General features: G+C 70.2%; 19 protein-coding genes. 11 read left to right on the top strand and 8 right to left on the bottom strand.

Annotated features, from left to right (window positions below; genetic code table 11):
* Positions 1 to 215 precede the first annotated feature (215 nt).
* From VIP82_RS06815 to VIP82_RS06805, 3 genes are all read right to left on the bottom strand, one after another.
* Positions 216 to 1,508, bottom strand: a complete 1,293-nt coding sequence (locus VIP82_RS06815) for a cytochrome P450 (protein WP_331906951.1) — start codon at positions 1,506 to 1,508, stop codon at positions 216 to 218.
* Between the two features lie 13 nt (positions 1,509 to 1,521).
* The gene (locus VIP82_RS06810) at positions 1,522 to 1,827 is read right to left on the bottom strand and encodes a hypothetical protein (protein WP_331906949.1); all 306 of its coding nucleotides are present in this window, start codon (positions 1,825 to 1,827) and stop codon (positions 1,522 to 1,524) included.
* A gap of 216 nt (positions 1,828 to 2,043) precedes the next feature.
* Positions 2,044 to 2,217, bottom strand: a complete 174-nt coding sequence (locus tag VIP82_RS06805) for a hypothetical protein (RefSeq protein ID WP_308868560.1) — start codon at positions 2,215 to 2,217, stop codon at positions 2,044 to 2,046.
* A 123-nt stretch (positions 2,218 to 2,340) separates the two neighbouring features.
* On the opposite strand from VIP82_RS06805, the gene VIP82_RS06800 reads away from it, so the two are divergent.
* From VIP82_RS06800 to VIP82_RS06790, 3 genes are all read left to right on the top strand, one after another.
* A complete protein-coding gene (locus VIP82_RS06800) occupies positions 2,341 to 2,709 on the top strand; it encodes a VOC family protein (protein WP_331906947.1) in 369 nt (122 codons plus the stop codon).
* Positions 2,710 to 2,814: 105 nt separating this feature from the next.
* Positions 2,815 to 4,422, top strand: a complete 1,608-nt coding sequence (locus VIP82_RS06795) for an L-serine ammonia-lyase, iron-sulfur-dependent, subunit alpha (RefSeq protein WP_331906945.1) — start codon at positions 2,815 to 2,817, stop codon at positions 4,420 to 4,422.
* A 119-nt stretch (positions 4,423 to 4,541) separates the two neighbouring features.
* Positions 4,542 to 4,997 carry an Hsp20/alpha crystallin family protein gene (locus VIP82_RS06790; RefSeq protein WP_331906943.1) on the top strand — a complete coding sequence of 152 codons (456 nt, stop codon included), beginning with the start codon at positions 4,542 to 4,544 and terminating at the stop codon, positions 4,995 to 4,997.
* 61 nt (positions 4,998 to 5,058) lie between these two features.
* On the opposite strand, the gene VIP82_RS06785 is transcribed toward VIP82_RS06790, so the two are convergent.
* Complete coding sequence (locus tag VIP82_RS06785) at positions 5,059 to 5,643, bottom strand: thymidine kinase (RefSeq protein ID WP_331906941.1); 585 nt, start codon at positions 5,641 to 5,643, stop codon at positions 5,059 to 5,061.
* A 71-nt stretch (positions 5,644 to 5,714) separates the two neighbouring features.
* Between VIP82_RS06785 and VIP82_RS06780 the strand changes: the two genes are divergently transcribed.
* The 3 genes from VIP82_RS06780 (at position 5,715) to VIP82_RS06770 (ending at position 7,977) form a co-directional block, all read left to right on the top strand.
* Positions 5,715 to 6,326, top strand: a complete 612-nt coding sequence (locus tag VIP82_RS06780) for a TetR/AcrR family transcriptional regulator (protein ID WP_331906939.1) — start codon at positions 5,715 to 5,717, stop codon at positions 6,324 to 6,326.
* A gap of 65 nt (positions 6,327 to 6,391) precedes the next feature.
* Complete coding sequence (locus tag VIP82_RS06775; RefSeq protein ID WP_331906937.1) at positions 6,392 to 7,246, top strand: ABC transporter ATP-binding protein; 855 nt, start codon at positions 6,392 to 6,394, stop codon at positions 7,244 to 7,246.
* Positions 7,243 to 7,977 (top strand): ABC transporter permease, encoded by a 735-nt coding sequence (locus VIP82_RS06770; RefSeq protein WP_331906935.1) that lies wholly within the window; start codon positions 7,243 to 7,245, stop codon positions 7,975 to 7,977. The genes VIP82_RS06775 and VIP82_RS06770 overlap by 4 nt, the downstream gene beginning before the upstream one ends.
* Positions 7,978 to 8,107: 130 nt before the next feature.
* On the opposite strand, the gene VIP82_RS06765 is transcribed toward VIP82_RS06770, so the two are convergent.
* Positions 8,108 to 8,548 carry a MarR family winged helix-turn-helix transcriptional regulator gene (locus tag VIP82_RS06765; protein WP_331906933.1) on the bottom strand — a complete coding sequence of 147 codons (441 nt, stop codon included), beginning with the start codon at positions 8,546 to 8,548 and terminating at the stop codon, positions 8,108 to 8,110.
* A gap of 42 nt (positions 8,549 to 8,590) precedes the next feature.
* Between VIP82_RS06765 and VIP82_RS06760 the strand changes: the two genes are divergently transcribed.
* Positions 8,591 to 10,390: a DUF2207 domain-containing protein gene (locus tag VIP82_RS06760; RefSeq protein ID WP_331906931.1), complete on the top strand. Its 1,800-nt coding sequence runs from the start codon at positions 8,591 to 8,593 to the stop codon at positions 10,388 to 10,390.
* A 61-nt stretch (positions 10,391 to 10,451) separates the two neighbouring features.
* Here the strand turns inward: VIP82_RS06760 and VIP82_RS06755 are convergent, their stop codons facing one another.
* Positions 10,452 to 11,873 carry an HNH endonuclease signature motif containing protein gene (locus VIP82_RS06755; protein WP_331906929.1) on the bottom strand — a complete coding sequence of 474 codons (1,422 nt, stop codon included), beginning with the start codon at positions 11,871 to 11,873 and terminating at the stop codon, positions 10,452 to 10,454.
* Positions 11,874 to 12,316: 443 nt separating this feature from the next.
* On the opposite strand from VIP82_RS06755, the gene VIP82_RS06750 reads away from it, so the two are divergent.
* On the top strand, positions 12,317 to 13,114 hold the full coding sequence (locus VIP82_RS06750) for an HAD hydrolase family protein (RefSeq protein WP_331906927.1): 798 nt from the start codon (positions 12,317 to 12,319) through the stop codon (positions 13,112 to 13,114).
* A 70-nt stretch (positions 13,115 to 13,184) separates the two neighbouring features.
* On the top strand, positions 13,185 to 13,688 hold the full coding sequence (locus VIP82_RS06745) for a GNAT family N-acetyltransferase (RefSeq protein WP_331906925.1): 504 nt from the start codon (positions 13,185 to 13,187) through the stop codon (positions 13,686 to 13,688).
* A 39-nt stretch (positions 13,689 to 13,727) separates the two neighbouring features.
* On the opposite strand, the gene VIP82_RS06740 is transcribed toward VIP82_RS06745, so the two are convergent.
* Positions 13,728 to 16,361 (bottom strand): carbohydrate-binding protein, encoded by a 2,634-nt coding sequence (locus VIP82_RS06740; RefSeq protein WP_331906923.1) that lies wholly within the window; start codon positions 16,359 to 16,361, stop codon positions 13,728 to 13,730.
* A 211-nt stretch (positions 16,362 to 16,572) separates the two neighbouring features.
* On the opposite strand from VIP82_RS06740, the gene VIP82_RS06735 reads away from it, so the two are divergent.
* On the top strand, positions 16,573 to 17,277 hold the full coding sequence (locus VIP82_RS06735; protein WP_331906921.1) for a DUF899 domain-containing protein: 705 nt from the start codon (positions 16,573 to 16,575) through the stop codon (positions 17,275 to 17,277).
* Positions 17,278 to 17,338: 61 nt separating this feature from the next.
* Positions 17,339 to 18,496 carry a DUF4232 domain-containing protein gene (locus VIP82_RS06730; RefSeq protein ID WP_331906919.1) on the top strand — a complete coding sequence of 386 codons (1,158 nt, stop codon included), beginning with the start codon at positions 17,339 to 17,341 and terminating at the stop codon, positions 18,494 to 18,496.
* Positions 18,497 to 18,577: 81 nt separating this feature from the next.
* Here VIP82_RS06730 and VIP82_RS06725 read toward each other — a convergent pair.
* Positions 18,578 to 18,948: aggregation-promoting factor C-terminal-like domain-containing protein (locus VIP82_RS06725; RefSeq protein WP_527250126.1), on the bottom strand; the 371-nt coding region annotated here is incomplete at its 5' end.

Genomic DNA, 18,948 nt, shown 5'->3' with positions numbered 1-18,948 from the left:
AGACAACCCCCCACTGCTTGAAGGTGAGCAGACATGATCACATTCGGATCAGCTCTCCGCTCCGTCGGAGACACCCTGAGGAAGCTCTTCGACCGCCGGCGCCCGCGGCGGAGCACCTGGAAGGCGACGCTCGCCGACGTCCGCCGTGCCGAGGACCACCCGAATCCGTGAGCGCTCGCGCGCAGCACCGCGGAGACGGGAGGCCTCACCCGCCGTCAGTGGACCGGACAGCGTGACGACGTCCCGTCGGCCCGCACCCGTGCTCCCGACCTTGGCATCGTCGGGAGCCGGCGGCGGTTCACCGAGAGACCGGAGTCGAGGACCGTCAGCCGGGCATCGCTCAGCGCGGCGATCGCGGCCGCGAGGCCGGCGATGGCGATCTTCTCACCGGGGCAGCGGTGGCCGGTCGCCACATCAGCGCCGCCGTGCGGGATGAAGGCGGACAGCGCCTCATAGTCCTCGACGCCGCGGAAGCGCTCGGGATCGAAGGCGGCAGGGCTCTCCCAGGAGCGGGCGTCCGTGTTGGTGCCGAGGATGTCGAGCACCACCCGACCGCCGGCGGCGAGGTGCTGACCGTCGAGCTCGACATCCTGGGTCGCCCACCCGGGCAGCATCGGCACGAAGGGCGCGGTCCGCCGGACCTCCTGAGCGAACATGATTGCCAGGGGACCGCCCACCAGCGTCGCCCGCTCCGCCGTCTCGGCGGCGATGTGAGCCCGCCACTCGGGCCGGTCGTGCAGCTCCTTGGCGGCGAAGGCGACGAAGCGCGCGACGGCGATCATCGGCCGCATCGAATTCTGCAGCTCCACTCCCGCGAGCTGTGCGGGCAACAGCTCACCGGCGCGGTCGCGGTGCCGGGCCCAGGAATGGAGCGCCGTCCCCTCCGCCGCGGCGAGGTCGCCTTCGCGCACGGCCTCGATGAGGCGTCGCGCATGCCGGTCGGACCAGCGTCGATTCACCGCCGCGGCGACGTAGGCGGGAGAGTAGGGTGCGCCGAAGCCGTCCACGATCTGCGCGAGGCGCGCCGCCCAGCGGGTCTTCGCGGCGGGCGTGCCCGGCAAGCCTGCCCACGTCATGATCGCGCGGCCCAGCGCACCGACTGCGGCGTCGTAGGCGGAGCGATCGCCGCCTTCGAGCCACGCGTCGAGCTCGTGGCGCCACTCCCGCTCGAGCAGCGGCTGGAGGCGTTCGACCTCGGCATCCTCGTAGGCGACGTCGACGAAGGTCGCCTTCCGGTGGCGGTGCTCGTCGCCGTCGAGACTGTGCACGGAACCGTGTCCGAACAGCGTGTCCTGCACGATCGCGGGCATCGCACCGTGCCGGGCGATGCGCGTCTCGTCGTAGAAGACCGCCACGCCCTCGGAGCCGCGCACGAGGAGCGCGTCACGGCCCAGCAATCGCATCGGGGCGGACCGCGCACCCTCGCGGACCCGTCGCCAGATCCGCTCGCCGAAGTCGTAGCCCCGGACGAGGACGGACAGCGAGTCGTCGGCCAGTACCGGCCTCATCGCGGCAGTCGCATCAGCAGCGCTCGGGCTTCACCGGCGGACGATGCGGGATCGGTATCGGGCGGGTGGTCCCGGAGCTGCGGCGACCGTGCCGGATCACGTCGCGCAGCACCGCGTCGGCGGTGCGGTAGTGGGTGGGCAGGCCTACCGGGTGCAGCCAGAGCACATCGACACCGTCCAACGGGGCCTCGCTGACGCAGGCGACGACGCTTCTCGCGTCCGTCGTGGGGACGTGCGCGTCGCGGATGATCCACGTCGACTGATCCACGCGCTGCAGGTCGTACTGCCGCCCTGCCGGACGAACCTGGGGTTCGAGCATCACCATCGTTCGCTCACCTCTCCTGTCCGGTGCTGGACCACGGCGATGCGGATATCGCTGTTCTCATTTCGGTGCCTCCACGCTGATGCAGCGAGTCGATTCTCACCGACAAGGAGCCTGGTGTTCGCGGGGTTGACAAGCCCCGCGCGGGGATTCATCGCAGGCCAGGACGGGGGTCTGCCACCATCGGCTCCCCAGGCGGCGGTGTCGGGGCGGCTATTTCCTGGGGCCGCTGTCGATCCGCTGCGCCGCGATGGGCAGAGCCACCGCCAGCGAGATGCAGAGGACTCCGGCGACGAAAACCAGAGCCGGCAGGAACGGGGCCGCGAAGGCCGAGCCGACGAGGTACATGCCGCCCAGGAGCAGGATGAGGTAAAGGACGAAGAGCATCGCGGACCCTCTCTCGAACCACCTCCGTCGCGTGCGCGCGGAGCTGCTACCTGCCTATCGCACCGCAGACCGATTCACCAGTGGCAATGGTGCGCCGTCGGCGACGCGCGGGAGAATGACGCCATGAGACTCGTCCAGGTCGCCCAGCACGCCGACGATCTCGAGCGCGCCGCCGGCTTCTACACCGACCTCCTCGGTGTGGCGCCCGCGGCGCTGTTCGATCCGCCGGGACTCCTCTTCTTCGACCTCGACGGCGTCCGGCTGCTGCTCGACCGCGGGGCGCCGGCGGCCCTGCTCTACCTGCAGGTCGACGACGTGCGGGTCGCCGTCGAACGCCTTGAGGAGCGCACGCACGTCGTCACCGCCCCTCACGTGATCTTCACGCACGAGGACGACACACTGGGTCCGGCCGGTCACGAGGAGTGGCAGGCGTTCGTGGAGGACTCCGAGGGCAACACCGTGGGTCTGGTGTCGTTCCATCCACGAGGGTGAAGTCGGCAGACTGCCTCGCCGCATCACCCTCATCGAGGCATCCTGCCCCTCACGACTCGGTAACGGCGTGCAGATCGCACCGGCTGCGGCGTTAGCCTGGTGGCGATGAGCGCCTACGTCTCGGCGTTCGAGCTGTTCTCCATCGGCGTAGGACCCTCGAGCTCCCACACGGTCGGCCCCATGCGGGCCGCCCACGACTTCGTCGTCCGCCTGCGCGAGACCGGCGTGCTGCCGCAGGTCGGCCGGGTGACCTGCACGCTGTACGGCTCGCTCGGCGCCACCGGCATCGGCCACGGCACGCCGGACGCGATCGTCGCCGGGCTTCGAGGACTCGAACCCGAGACGGTGGATCCGGATGCCGTGCGCTCGGCGTGGAGCGCCTGGCCCGAGGGGCAGCCGCTCGAACTCGCCGGCGTCCAGGCCGTGCGCTTCGAACGCGGCGACATCGTCTTCGCACCGCGCACGCGGCTCCCCGGGCACCCGAACGCGATGACGCTCGAGGCGTGGGCCTCTCCCGCCGACGGGCCGGCCCGCGCGGTGGCCCGGGCAGGCGTCCGCGAGACCGGATCGTCGTCGGTGACGGCTGTCGCTCCTGCCACCGATGCCGGACTCCTCGTCCGCGAGACCTACTACTCGGTCGGCGGCGGATTCATCCGCCGTGAGGGCGACCCGTCGACGGGTGCCGGGCCCGCCGGCGCGGGGGCCGGCGCTGGCGCGTTCCCCCTCGATTTCTCGAGCGCCGAGGAGCTGCTGGCGCTGTGCGATGAGCGCGGCATCACGATCGCCGAGGCGGCACGGCTCAACGAGGAGGCCCGGCGACCCGACGAGGAGATCGCCGCGGGCCTGGACGCCATCTGGGATGCGATGGCCGCCTGCGTCGAGGCAGGCCTCGGATCCGGCGGCGTGCTCCCGGGGACGCTGGGCGTCAAGCGGCGCGCGGCGTCGATTCGCGAGCAGCTCGAGGCTGCGGAAGCCGACGGCCGACGTGAGCTGCCGGGGGAGTGGCTGGGCGCGTTCGCGTTGGCCGTCAACGAGGAGAATGCGGCCGGCGGCAGGGTCGTCACCGCTCCCACCAACGGCGCTGCCGGCATCGTGCCCGCGGTGGCCATGTACTGGTGGCGCTTCCTCGCCGACTCCGGGCTCGGCGCGGGCAACGCGGTCACTCCGTACGGCGAACTCGTGGGCAGTGCCCTGCACGGGTACCCCGGCCACGGCTCGGACGTCGGCCGGCCGTCCCAGTGGAACGACGAGCAGAGGGCGGAGGCGAACCGTCGCCGCGGCATCCGTCGCTTCCTCCTCACCGCCACCGCGCTGGGCTCCCTGTTCAAGGCCAACGCCTCGATCTCGGGCGCCGAGGGCGGCTGTCAGGCCGAGGTGGGGTCGGCCTGCGCGATGGCGGCCGGTGGGCTGACGGCGGTCATGGGCGGGACCAACCGGCAGATCGAGAACGCGGCCGAGATCGCGATGGAGCACCATCTCGGCCTGACGTGCGACCCCGTCGGCGGTCTCGTGCAGATCCCCTGCATCGAGCGCAACGCCATCGCCGCATCGACGGCCGTGACGGCGGCGCGTCTCGCGCTGCGCGGTGACGGCTCGCACTACGTCTCGCTCGACGCCGTCGTCGAGACCATGCGACAGACCGGCATCGACATGTCGCACAAGTACAAGGAGACGAGCGAGGGCGGCCTCGCGGTCAATGTCATCGAGTGCTGAGAAGGCGGTCCGTTCGTTCAGAGCGAACGCCGGAGGTCTTAGCACTCCCATGGGGAGAGTGCTAATCTGAACGTAGTTGAGCCGAGTTGGCTCAACTTGCAGACAGAGAGGAGATTCTCATGGCCACCTACGACCCGTTCCGTGACCTCGACCGTCTTGCGTCGAGTCTCTTCGACACGCGCCGGGGCCCGCGCCGCATGCCGATGGACCTCTACCGCGACGGCGACCACTACGTGCTGACCGCCGACCTGCCGGGCATCGACCCGGGCTCGGTCGACATCGACGTCGACGGCCAGCTGCTGACGATCCGCGCCGAGCGCACGCTCACCAGCGGCGAGGACGTCAAGTGGATCACCCGCGAGCGCGAGGCGGCGAGCTTCCTGCGCCAGCTCAACCTCGGCCAGGGCATCGACACCGAGCGCATCTCGGCGAGCTACGACAACGGCGTGCTGAGCGTGACGATCCCGGTGAGCGAGAAGGCCAAGCCGCGCAAGATCGAGGTCATGTCCGAGGGCGGTACGCCGACGATCCAGGCGCACGAGTCAAACGACGCGCCGCAGCCGATCGAGCAGTAGTGCTCTGACACACACGGATGCCTCGTCCCGGCCGGGACGAGGCATCCGTCGTTCTGGTGCCTTATGTTCGCACCGCACCCGTGAAGTGCCGTCGGCATCGCGCCTGATACGACTCGATGCCTCCCACCTGGTCGCCCGTCGGAGTGAGCGGATCGCCGCCGCCGTCGGCCGACAGTCGCTGATGGAATGCCGCGTCCTCGCCGCAGACCGCGCATACCGCCGTGAGCTTGAGGACGTCCTCGGCGATCGCCATGAGCGCCGGCAGCGGCTCGAACGGCCGGCCGTCGAAGGTGACGCAGAGGCCCGACACCACGACGTCCACTCCTTCCGCCACCAGCGCGTCCACCGCGTCGATGAGGCCCGGCCCGAAGAACTGCGCCTCATCGATCGCGACGAGGTCGAGTCCGCGGCCCTGGACCGAGGCGACCAGCGCCTCGACATCGGGCACCGAGCGCGACGGCACGCTGAGCCCGGAGTGGGAGCTGACCTGTCCCTCGCCGCGACGGTCGTCGAGCGCGTGGCTCACGACGTCGACCGACAGGCCGGCGATGCGGGCGCGGCGGACGCGACGCATGAGCTCCTCGGACTTGCCGGCGAACATGGGACCTGCGACGACCTGCAGCCTCGCCTGAGTACGCGTGTGCATGGCGCCCAGACTACGTCCGACCGGAATCGGATCACGTGGCCCCCGGTCGAGCGCCGACGTAGGCTGACCCCGTGGTGGAGTACGTCGTGCCGGCGCCGAAGCGACGTCGTGGTCGCCCGCGCGCCGGGCAGTCCGATGCGCGCGAGCGGATCCTCACCGCCGCCATGGACGAGTTCGGCGAACTCGGGTACGACGGCGCGACGATGCGCGGCATCGCCGGGCGGGCGGGCGTCGACTCGGCCCTCGTGCACCACTACTTCGGCACCAAGGCCGACCTCTTCGGCGAGACGGTCGGCGCGCCGATGCGGCCCGACCTCGCCATCCCCGAGATCCTCGCCGGACCCCGCGACGAGGTGGGGGAGCGCATCGTGCGCTACCTGCTGGAGACCTGGGAGGACGAGGACGTGCGCCGTCGCGGCGTCGCCCTGCTGCGTACGACCATCGGGAACAAGCTCACCACGCCGCTCCTGGCCGGGTTCATCTCACGTGAGCTGCTCTCGCGCATCGGCCGTGCGCTGGACGTCGAAGACGCCGAGCTGCGCGCGGCGCTCGCGGCCTCGCAGGTCGCCGGACTGCTGATCGCCCGCTACGTGCTGCGACTGCCGGCGCTGGGCGAGGCATCCGTCGATGAACTGGTCCGGCGCGTGGGGCCGACGGTGCAGGGATACCTCTACGGCTCGTGAGAACGGGCGGGTGACCGCCGGACCCCTTGACCCGGGGCCGCCACGGGCGCATTATTCATCACGTGATGAATAGCGGGGGGACGGATGCCGTCAGCGTGCGTGATCTGCATGTGCGGCGGGGCAAGACCGAGGTCTTCACATCGCTCGATCTCGACATCCCGCGCGGTCAGATCACCGGCTTGATGGGTCCCTCGGGGTGCGGCAAGACCACTCTGATGCGCGCGATCGTCGGGGTGCAGAAGATCGCCGGCGGCTCGGTGACCGTGCTGGGCGAGTCGGGCGGATCGCGCGCACTGCGACGGCGGGTGGCGTACGACACGCAGGCCGCGTCGGTGTACGGCGACCTCACGATCCAGCAGAACCTCCGCTATTTCGCGCGGCTGGTCGGAGCGCCCGGCCACGACGTCGACCGCGTCATCGATCAGGTCGGGCTCGCCGACCAGCGCGATCAGACCATCGACTCGCTGAGCGGCGGGCAGGAGAGCCGCGTCTCGCTGGCGGTCGCGATGCTCGGGGTTCCCGAGCTGCTCGTCCTCGACGAGCCGACGGTGGGCCTCGATCCGGTGCTCCGCGCCGAGCTGTGGGACGTCTTCCGCGCCCTGGCCGACGCCGGGGCGACGCTGGTCGTCTCGAGCCATGTGATGGACGAGGCGGCGCGGTGCGATCGGCTCGTGCTGCTGCGGGCGGGTCGCATCATCGCCGATACGACGCCGGACGGCCTGCTCTCAGACACCGGGATGTCCGATCCGGATGCCGCGTTCCTCGCGCTGATCGAACGCGACGTCGTCCGGCAGACTCAGGCGACGGACGCGGCAGGCCGTGGGCTCGCCGAACCGCATCCGCTCACCCGCCGCGAGCTTCGAGAAGGGCACGTGCCCGAGTCGCACGCGAACCCCACGGACGAGGGGAGCGCGCCGTGAACGGCGTGCTCACGCTCGCCACCGCCGGACGCGTGCTGCGCCAGCTCAGCCACGACCCGCGGTCGATCGCGCTCATGCTCGTCGCGCCGAGCCTGCTGGTCGGCCTGTTCGCGTGGCTGTTCAGCGACCAGGAGGGCGTGTTCGACCAGTTCGGCGGGCCGATCCTGGCGCTGTTCCCGTTCATCGTGATGTTCCTCATCACGTCGATCACGACGCTCCGTGAACGCCGGTCGGGAACCCTCGAGCGACTGATGACGACTCCGATCGCCAAGGCCGACTTCATCGTCGGATACGGCCTCGCCTTCGGGCTGATGGCGACGCTGCAGGCGGTCATCACCGTCACGTTCGCCGTGTGGGTGTGCGGCCTGGAGGTCGACGGACCGCTGTGGCAGCTGGGACTCGTGGCCGTCGTCGACGCGATCCTCGGCAGCGCGCTCGGGCTGCTGGCCAGCGCATTCGCCCGGACCGAGTTCCAGGCCGTGCAGTTCATGCCGCTGATCGTGTTCCCGCAGATCATCCTCGGCGGTCTGTTCATGCCGCGCGAAGACATGCCCGAGGCGCTGTACCAGATATCGAAGGTGCTGCCGCTGAGCTACGCCATCGACACGATCAACGCGGTGACGGACGGCGACGAGGGCTGGGACGTGTTCGGTCCACTGCTCGTCGTGGTGGCGTTCGCCGTCGGCGCGCTGATCCTCGCCTCGCTCACGCTCCGGCGCCGGACCCCGTAGCGGCGGGCGGGAGCCACCGGTCGTTGAGCGAGCGAGGAACGAGCGAGACGAAACGCCTGGCGTGCTCAGTGGCCGGAAGCCACCGGTCGTTGAGCGAGCGAGGAACGAGCGAGACGAAACGCCGCAGCGCTCAGCAGCTGGGCTGCTTCTTCCGCAGCTTGGCCGTGAGGTCGCGCAGCTGGCTGAGCTCATCGTCGGAGAGCAGCGACATCCGCTCGGCGATGGCCCTGCCGTGCGCGCTCGCGATGCGGCGGAACAGCGACGCGCCGGCATCCGTCGCATGGACGAGCGCCCCGCGCCCGTCGTCGGGGTCGGCGCACTTCGTGAGCAGTCCGCGCGCCACCATGCGGTCGACGAGTCGCGACACGCTGGGCTGGCTGATGAGCATGTTCGCGGTGACGTCGCGCAGCCGGGCGGTGAGGTCGTCGGAGCGAGTGACGGTGAGGAGCACGTCGTACTCGGCCTGACTCAGCATCTCTTCGTCGAAGTCGCCGTTGATGTCGCCGAACACCTCGTGCTGGGCCCGGAAGAGGCTCTCCCAGGCGTCGATGGCGAGACGGCGGTCGGTCATATCGTCAAGAGTAGGGCAGGCCGCGGACCCTAGGCTGGCCCCATGGCGTCTTCTGCAATCGCGTCGTGGCGCGCGCGCCGTCTCGGGGTCTCAGCGCTGCTGCTCGCCGTCTTCGCGGGCGTGCTCCTCGCGGGCGTCGTCGCTGCTCCCGCTCGTGCGGACGTCGAGGACTTCTCGTTCGAGAGCCTCGATGTCGAGTACCAGCTCGGCCGTGCCGAGGACGGCACAAGCACGCTGACCGTCGTCGAGACGTTCGTCGCGCTCTTCCCGGAGTCCGACCAGAACCACGGCATGCGGCGGGTCATCCCCGACAACTACCAGGGCGCGCCGCTGAACCCGCAGCTCGTCTCGATCACGGAGGAGAACGGTGTGGCGCGCGACGCCGAGACCGAGGCGGAAGACGGGGTCTTCTCCATGACGTCGCGTGCCGACGCGTTCGTCCACGGTCGCCAGACGTACGTCTTCACCTACACGCTCGAGAACGTCACGCGGTACTTCGCAGACACCGGCTCCGACGAGTTCTACTGGGACGTGAACGGCACCCTCTGGCCCCAATCGTTCGGCCGCGTCACCGCACGCGTGATCATGCCCGGCGACGTGGATGCCGCGCGCACGGGTAGGCAGTCCTGCTATGTCGGCTACCAGGACGACACTCGGACGTGCGCCATCGGCGACTCCGATACGGCGGTCGTGGCAACGGTCGAAGGGGTCCAGCCGTATCAGACGATGACGATCGCGATCGGGTTCGAGCCCGACACCTTCACCGAGTTCGACGCGTCCTATCTGGCGTCGCCGTGGGGCTGGCTGCAGGGGACAGTGGCTCTCCTCGGACTCGGCACGGCGCTGGTCTTCGCCGGCGTCACGCGGGCGCGGCACCTGCGCGACGAGACCGGGCGACCGTTCATCATCGCCGAGTACACCCCGCCGCGCGGGATCGACGCTCTCGAGAGCGCGGTGCTCCTCGGCCACACGTCCAAAGCGATCCCCGCCGAGGTGCTCGAGCAGGCGGTGGTGGGCAGCATCCGCATCGAGGAGGGCCCGCAGAAGTGGTTCGGCGGCACCCGGCTGAAGGCCGTGCTCCAGAACCCGTCTCTCGCTGACGGAGATGGACGGATGCTGCTTCCCGGCCTCTTCCCCTCCGGCATGCCGGGCGAGGAGTTCGAGTTCGGTCGCACCGACACCAGATTCTCGTCGACGGCGCAGAAGGTGCTGAAGGCGGCGACGTCGGAGCTGACGACGCGGGGGCTCCGTCGAAGAGTGCCCGTCGGCCCGCGGGCGTGGCCTGTGGTGATCGCGATCGTCTCCGCAGTACTCGTCCTGCTCTTCGGCATCGGTGCGCTCGTCGCTTACGTGACGCCGTGGGTTCCGGTGGTGCTCATCATCGGGGCTGTGCTCGTCGTGCTGGTGGTGGCGGGTTTGGTGTCGCACAAGCCGCTCACCGCCGCCGGAGCGGAGACCCGCGACCATCTTCGGGGCCTGAAGCAGTTCATCGAGTGGGCTGAGGCCGACCGCATCCGGATGCTGCAGTCGCCGCAGGGCGCCGAACGGGTGCCCGTTGACGTCTCGGATCCGCGGGTGAAGCTGAAGCTGTACGAGACCCTCCTTCCGTACGCCGTCGTCTTCGGCCAGGAGAAGCGGTGGGCGGAGGAGCTCGCCGTCCTGTACGGCGAGGGGAACTCGCCCACTTGGTACGCCGGATCGTCGGGCTTCCATGCGGCGGCCTTCTCTGCGGGCATCTCGACGCTCTCGTCTTCGGCTTCCGCATCGTCGTCCTCGGGCGGGTCGTCGGGCGGCGGTTCCGCCGGTGGTGGCGGCGGTGGGGGCGGCGGCGGAGGGGTGTGACACCTCGCGTCGCATCTGAACCACGCCCGGGTCGGAGCACGCGGAGCGCGGCGCTACATGGTCAGGCGGATCGCGCGCGCTGCAGTTCGGTGTGGAGCACCCGGTTGGCGGATCGCCATGGTCTTCGCGGATCAACCCAGGTCGGCGGCCGCACCTGAGGGATGCCCTCGAGCATGCGGATCTCCCACCCGCTGGTCTCGATCTTGCGGTGGTGATGCCAGCAGAGCATCACGCCGTTGTCGACCTGGGTCGGCCCGCCCCTCGCGTACTCGACGACGTGGTGGATCTCACACCACGCGGCGCGGACCCGGCATCCGGGGGCGACGCAGCCGCCGTCGCGGGCTGCGATGGCCCTGCGCTGCCAGTGGGTGAACACCCGGTCGGTCACCGCGAGGGCTTTGATCCGGCCGTTGGCGCCGAGTGTGACGCGATGGATGGTGCCGTGGCATCCGATGTGACGCGCGAAGGCAGCGGGAACCGGCACCTCGCCGTCCGGCCCGTCGACGAAGGCGACGCCGTCTGCGCGCTCGAGCTGATCTGCGGCCACCGTGACCACGAGGGTGGGCGCGGCTCCGCCCAGCGTGGGGCTGTGGGTGGATGCTGCCGCCGCCGCGAGGATGCCGGCGAACGCGTCGTGCCGCTTCTGGTCGGCGGTCCGCGGATCGTGGACGTGCGCGTCCGCGGCCGGCTCGCCGGGGCCGGGCGGCTCGACGTCGACGAATCGCGGAGTGCGGTCCTGGACGCGGGGATTGAGGTGGGCGTCGAGCAGCCGTTGCAGGGTGGCGGCGACGTCGGCGGTGACGTTGCCGTGCACGGGGAAGAGGCTGTTGCGCTCGCGTCCGAGCCGGAAGGTGCGCAGGCGCTCGCTGTCCTCGTCGGGCAGCGTGCCGTCGGGATCGAGGAACAGCGCCCACGTCTGCGCCATGATCCGCAGTTCGTAGATGGTGCAGGGCAGGGCACCGGCTTCGCCGACGGCAGCCTGCACGAGCTCGGCTTCGGCGGCGGCGAGGTCGTCGGCGCTGCACCTGCGTTGAAGGGGCCGGAGCGCATCCACGATCGTGGTGACGGCGTCGAGACTGAGCCGATCGGTGGCGAGTTCTCGTCGCGCGTGATCGAGCGGTGCCGGGCGATCCTGTCCGGTCAGCGTCGGTCGTGTCGTGATGGCGCGAGCGGTGCGAAGGCGCGCGCGAGCCGTCGCGTTCGAGACGTGAGCGGCACGCTCCAGCAGTTCGATCGGGCTGTCGCATCCGAACGCCGCCGTCAGTGTGACGTCCGCGGCACCGGGTTCGCTGCGTCGCCCGACCTCTCCGGCGATGCCGAGGCGGGCGGCATCCGCCCATCGGCCGATCTCTTCCATGACCTTCACGGTCTCGACGAGATCGTGGTCGGAGAGCGCACGATGCCCTTCGCGATCGAGGGGCTGCCTCAGCGCGTCGCCGAGCACCGCTGCGATGTCGCGGAGGTCGGCGAGCGGGAAGGTCATGTTCCCATCATGCCCGGGGGTTCCGACATCCGCGCGGGGTGAAATCGCAGATCAAGGTGCATTTCTGTGGAAAACTCACTGCGACGCGTGGCCGGTGTGGGTTGTGGAGGAGAGGCGGCCGTCGAGGGCAAGAGTAAGGGCCGGTCGGAGAGGCTACCGACCGGCCCTTGTCCCTTGCACCAAGAGTGTCCTGCAATCACATGCCGGTAGCTGCCACAGCAAAACAACTACCGTGCAAGCACTCTATAACGGCGAGGTAACGAAGGGAAGGGTTCGTTGTTATCTTTTTGTGATTCATTTCCTGTGAGTCCGCCTGCGCCCTCATCCGGCTCTTTTCGTCGCTCGCCCACACCCCGCGTCGCCCACACCCCCGCGTCGCCCACAATGGTCAGACCGAAAGGAGGCGCCGTGATCAGCATCCGGCCGAATCGCCACGGAGATTCATGAACGCCGGCCGCCGCATCCTCGTCGCGACGGATCTCGACGGGACCCTCGTGCCCAACGACACCGTCGTGCTGCCGCCATATACGGCGAGCGTGCTTCGGCGCCTCGACGATGCGGGGGTGCCCGTCGTGTTCGTCACGGGCCGGCCACTGCGATGGATGTCGGGGTTCTGGCCGCACGTCGGAAGCCACGGCCTCGCGGTCGTCTCCAACGGCGCCCTGACGTTCGATGCCCACGCCGGCGCGATCATCGCGCTGACAGGCATCCAGCCCGCCGAGGGCTTGGCGATCTGCGCAGCCATCGAAGCGGAGCTTCCCGGCGCATGGTTCGCGATCGAGTGTGCGGACGGCATCCGCTTCGCTCCCGAATATGTCGAGCCGTACCCGTCGCCGGGTGCGCCGCGCGGCACGCTGGCCGAGATCTGGACCGACCCGGCGCTCAAGCTGCTGGTGCGGCATCCGGACGTGCCGCCAGAGGAGCTGCACGACCGGGTCGAGGTGATCGTGGGGGACCGGGCGACCGTGACGTGGTCCGTGTCGGGGTTGGTCGAGATCAGCTCCGCGGGCATCACGAAGGCGAGCGCACTCCGCCATCTGTGTGACCGCCTCGGAATCGATGCCGCGGACGTCATCGCGTTCGGCGACATGCCCAACGACATCCCGCTGCTCACCTTGGCCGGCACCTCCTACGCGGTCGCGAACGCGCACGAATCGGTGATCCGTGCCGCTGATCACATCGCGCCACCGTGCGCCGAGGAAGGCGTCGCACAGGTCCTCGATCGACTTCTGGCCGAGTGACCGACCGTGGAATCGCGGCCGAAGGTTCAATCTGCGGCAGGAAGGGGCATCCGCATGCTTGGCTTGTCGGGTGGATCTGCAGCGGGTCGGACCCGACGATGTGCCGGCGCTGGCTGCGTTCCTTCGCACGGTCGACCTCACGGTGAGCGGACTCGATGCGCCGACCGTGCGCCTCTGGGTGCTGCGTGGCGCTGACAACGAGGTGATCGGAAGCACCGGCTACGAGATCGGCGACGATCGTCGACACGTGCTGATCCGCAGCGTCGCCGTCGATCCGAGTGGAAGGGCTGCGGGGCTCGGCACCGAGCTCGCCCGGTTCGCATTCGACAGGGCCACCGCCGAAGGCGCGAAGCACGCGTGGCTCTTCAGTCGACGTTCCGGGCCGTTCTGGCAACGGCTGGGGTTCGAGCCCGCCGACAGGCAAGCCCTCGGCCGGGTGCTCGCCGACACCCAGCAGGTCCAACTGTTCCACCGCACGGGGCAGTTCGAGCGGGAAGTAGCTTGGTCGCACGCACTCACGGCCGCGACACCGTCCGTCCGCGACAGCACCACCGGCACAACACCGCAGCGCTGAGGGGCGGCCGGCGACGCGCGTCGCCGACCGCCCGCCCGCTCAGCCGATCCGCTCCCAGGGGCCGTTCTTCTTGGCTCCCGGCTCGTCGCCGCGGGTCCACCACCGGGCACGCCAGATGCCGTCATCCGTCCAGGCGACATCGCCGGCGTCGAAGATGCGCGACGCCGTCCAGAGGGCGACACCGGTCGGAGTCGCGGCGATCTGCTGCCACGCCCCGTTCTTCTTCGACCCCGGTGCCTGGCCCTTCGTCCACCACGACGCCGCCCACACGGCGCCGTCGTACGTCACGACGTCGCCCTCGTCGTACACGGTCGTCGACGACCATGCGGGTGGAGCGGTCGACGCGGTGTCGTCGCCGACGACGATGCCGCGACCGTTGGTCGCGATGTACACGCGGCCGAACACGTCGGGATCGCCCTCGATGTCGGCGCCGATCCAGCCCCACTCGTGGGTGTCGTCGTTGATGCGCGTCCACGTCATGCCGTCGTCGGTGGAGCGGTAGACGCCGCGCACGCCGTCGCGCGAGGCGGCGGTGTAGATCGCGGGCGACGTCGCTCCGGGTGCTGCCTTTCCGAAGCCGACCGTGTCGGCCTCGTCGAAGCCGGCGACCGCCGTCCATGTCGTGCCGCCGTCGTGCGATCGCCACAGCCCGTAGGCGCCGCCGTCATCCGCGCCGCCCGCGAGCCACACCTCGCCGATCGCGCCCGGTGTCGCGGCGAAGCGCACCGGACCATCGACCGGGAGGGTGCCCTGGCTCACCGCGCCGAACGTCGTGCCCCCATCCTCGGATCGGTAGAAGGTGCCACCTGCGAAGGCGTACACCCGCAGCGGATCCACCCGGTCGCTCTCAACGCGCGCGCCCAGCGGAAGCCCCGCGACCCCGGCGAACGTCGCCCCGCCGTCGACCGAGTGACGCACCGCGGCGCCATCCGGCGCCCACACGATGCCCGAGCCGTCGGCGTTCACCGTGACGGTGCCCGATCCGCTCGCGCCGTCGGCAGCCTGCGAGGTCGTCCAGCTGTCGCCGCCGTCCACGGATGCTGGGACCACGCGTGCACCGTCGCCGTCGGTTCCCGCACGCACGATGACGTCGGGTTCCAGGCCCGCGACGTCGACGCTCGTCCCGCCGCCGAAGTAGGGCGCCTGGAAGCTCTGCGGAACGGTGGCGAGGTCGTCGTGGACGAACCCGCCGAGATCGAGCATCGCCGACACGAGATCGACGTCGCCCGCGGGGGCGGCGAGGTCCTGGATGGCCGTCTCCTCGATGCCGAACGCCTCGGGAGCCAGATGGATGACGCCGCCGGGCTCATCCCATGCGGTCAGGTCGTCGCTGCGGTAGATGGTCGCGCCTGTGCCGTACATCAGCTCGTCGGAGTCGAACGGGTCGATCTCCAGCGCCGACACCATCCAGCCCAGCTTCGGCGTGGGCTCCGCCCAGGGCACGGGCCCGCTCACGTCGCGACCGAATGCGAGCCAGGGCACCTCGTCGATCGACTGCGAGTAGCGGGCGGCGACATGCGCGCCGGCGTCGTCGTAGGCGTAGTCCCAGATGGGCGTCCACGTCTGCCCGCGGTCGGTCGAGCGGAAGATGAGGATGTCGGGCCACCACTGGATCTGCGACGCGACCATGATCGTGTCGGGATCGCCCTTGTCGACGGTGAGCCCGCCGAAGCCGAAGTCGCCGCCTACGGGACGGAGGGTCGGCGTGATGTTCGTCCAGACACCGTCGTCGATGCCGTACCGCCACACCTCGCCGTCCGACCCGTCGTAGGGGCCGGAGGCGTTGCTCGTCGTGATGTAGAGGAAGCGGCCGGCCTCATCGATCACGCCGTGATGCGCCAGGAACCCCGTCGGCGCACCCTCCACCGGACGCCAGGTCGCCCCGGCGTCATCGGAGCGGTAGAGGATGTCGTCGGTGTCGGCCACCGCCGTGAAGACCGTCTGCGTCGGGGAACCGGCATCCGTCGACCAAGCGTCGAACGCCGTCCACAGCACGCCGAGATTCTGCATCAGGTAGGAGTTGCCCGACCCGACGTCAGGCACGAAGTCGCCCGCGTTGGGGAACGAGTCGACGCGCGAGAACGTCACGCCCGCATCCGTCGACCGCCACAGCCCCTGCCCTTGTTCGGCGCCGTAGTAGAGCACATCGTTGTCGCTCGGGTCGACCTGGAGGCGCTCGCCGATACCGCGACCCGGCATGTTGCCACCCACCTTGAACGGGAGCGGCGTGGTGTCCCAGGTGGCGCCGTAGTCGCTCGAGCGGAGGATGGCCCCGTTGCTCGGGTCCCACTCGTTCGTGTACATGCCGGTCGCGACGTAGACGCGGCTGGTGTCCACCGCGTCGGTGGCGAGGCTGAGCACGCCCAGCCGGTTCCAGTCGTCCCAGCCGACGTGGTCGAGCAGGGGCACCCACTTGTCGGTGTCGCGGTCGAGTCGATACGCGCCGCCGATGTCGGTGCGCGCGTAGACGAGGCCTGGCTCGGTCTGGTTGTACACGATGCCCGGCACGTACCCGCCGCCTGAGATGGCCGCGTTCGACCACTCGTAGTCGGGCGCGGGCACACTCGCAGGCGGGGTCGGCTCCTGCGCCGCGCCGGCCGGGGCGGCGATCGCCAGCGGGACGACGACGCCGGTCGCGACGACGAGTCCGACGGCTGAACGTCTGAATCTCACGATGAAACACTCCTGTCGTGTTCGGTGATGGTCTCCTTCGACCGTTCGCGACGATATCGAAGCGCTTCGAAGATGTCGAGGATCCCGCGGAACTTCTTCGCCCCGCGCACGCGCCGCGACCGGTCGCCGGATTCCGACGGAGGGACCCTTGACCTCGGCATCCTGATGTGTACAGTGTGAACATACCCAACTCGCACACTCGGAGGTTCCGATGCAGAGCACGACCCAGCAAGCCCTTCCGCCCGTCGTCGACGCCGAGACGTGGCGCCGTGAGCTCGCCGACCTCCGCGTTCGCGAGAAGGCGGCGACGCGGGAACTCGACGCGATCGCCGCGCAGCGACGCAGGCTGCCGATGGTCGAGCTGCCGGACTACACGCTCGTCGGCAAGGACGGCCCCGTGCGCCTCGCCGACGTCTTCGAGGGCAAGTCGCAGCTCATCGTCTACAACCACATGTGGTTCGAGGGCAAGGAATGGCACTGCCCCGGCTGCACCGGCCTCACCTCGCAGTACACGCGTCTCGAGTTCCTCGAGGCGTACGATGCCCGCTTCGTGATCGTGACCCAGGGCCCGATCGACGAGGCACTGGCGTACCGCGAGAAGACCGGCAACCGCATGGAGTGGTACTCCACGGCCGACAGCCCGTTCGGCGCCGACATGGACGCCCCTGCGGGCGGCGGCTTCGCCGTGAACGTGTTCCTCCGCGACGGCGACACCGTGTACCGCACCTGGCACACGAACGGCCGAGGCACCGAGCAGCTGAGCCACACCTTCCCGCTCATCGACCTGCTGCCGTTCGGCAGGCAGGAGGTGTGGCAGGACTCGCCGGAGGGGTGGCCGAAGTCCGACACCTACGACGGCTGGTTCACCTCGCAGAAGATCGCGGAGCTGTACGGTCCGGGTTCGGCGCGCGACTGAGAATCGGATGCCGCGTCCCGCGACTGCGGCCGGGGCGCGGCATCCGCCAGTATGAGAGGCGATGCGCACTCTCGCCCCCCGCCGCCTGCTCGCATCGAGCACGCTCGCCGCGGCACTCTGGATCCTGGTCGTCGGCGCCAGATGGGCGTTCTCGCAGCTCCCTGACGGGGCCGCCCAGCTCGGAAACCTCGTGCCCGACCTCGTCTCGTCGTCGCTGCTGTGGGGTCCGATCGGCGGATGGCTGATCGTGATCGGGCTGGGCGGCGCGATCGCCGTCGCGCTCTGCCATGCGCTGTTCACCGCGCTCGCCGCGCGTCGCGGCGCGCTCCTCGTCGGCGCGTGGTTCGCCGCCGTCGCCGCGGGCGCGGTCGTCGGACTCGCCTTCGACGTCGCCGCGGCGTGGAGCTCCGTCGCGATGTCCGGACCACGCGGAATCCTGGTGGGCGAGTTCGGTGCTTCGGCGGCGGCGGGCGCCCTTTGGGGTCTGGTCGTGGGATGGATGCCGGGCCTCGTCGCCCGCACCCCCGCTCCGGCACGCGCCGACGCTGATGCGGCACCGCAGGCCCGGGGTCCGGTCTGGCTGCTGCCGGCGGCGGCCGTCGCGGTCGTGGCCGTGGTCGCGGGCGGGGTCCTGGCCGACCAGGCGCGCACCGACGCGATCCAGGCGGAGGTCGACGCCCAACGTGACATCGAAGCGCAGAACACCTTCGGCGCGCTGCCCGACCCGCACGCACCGGGGGAGCCGGTGCCCACGGCGGCTCCGGCATCCGGCGATCTCGACCCGCAGTGGTGCACGCCCGACAAGGCGACGCCGTTGCTCGGCGAACCGGACGCAGCGACCGGACATCGCGGCTTGCCGATCCGGCTGATGAACTTCTCGGATGAGCCCTGCGTCATCGAGGGCTACCCCGACGTGGCATTCGGCGACCAGAACCAGCACCTGCTCGCGGTCACGATCGAGCGGGGCGGCTCGTTCATGACGCAGGACCCCGGTCCGCAGCGCATCGAGGTGCCGGCCGGCGGGTACGCCGTGACCTACCTCGGGTGGGACGCGGCTTCGCCCCACGGCGCGCTCGTGACGAAGACGGTCTACGCTGCGCCCACCGCCGGCATGGAACGTGGCTCGTGGGGGCTGGACTTCGACCTCGACATCGTGGAGGGGTCGACTGTCGCGATCACCGCGTGGGCGCTCGACCCGAACCCGTTCCCCTCGCAATGAAGGAACGCGGATGCCGCACCCGGCCGGGTGCGGCATCCGCGTGTCGCTTCACACGCTCGCTCGGTGACCGAGCGCAGCGGATCAATACCAGTCGGTGGCCTGCGAGTGACCCCACGCGGCGCAGGGGGTGCCGTACGAGCCGGCGATGTAGCCGAGGCCCCAGGCGATCTGCGTCGTGGCGTTGGTCTGCCAGTCGGCGCCGGCGCTGGCCATCTTGTTGCCCGGGAGCGACTGCGGGATGCCGGTGGCACCGCTGCCGGAGTTGTAGGCCTGGTAGTTCCAGCCGGACTCCTTGTTCCACAGCGACTCGAGGCACGAGAACTGGCCGTCGCCCCAGCCGTACTGTGAGGCTGCCATCTGGCGTGCGGTCGCCTTGGCGCCGTCGGGCGTGTTGGCGGCGGCGAGGGCGGCGGCGGCCGCCTCGGCCTGTCGCTGCGCCTCGGCGGCGGCTG

Source organism: Microbacterium sp., assembly GCF_036566905.1.
In the GTDB taxonomy this organism is placed as follows: Bacteria; Actinomycetota; Actinomycetes; order Actinomycetales; family Microbacteriaceae; genus Microbacterium.
This window is presented reverse-complemented; position numbering and strand designations above follow the sequence as displayed.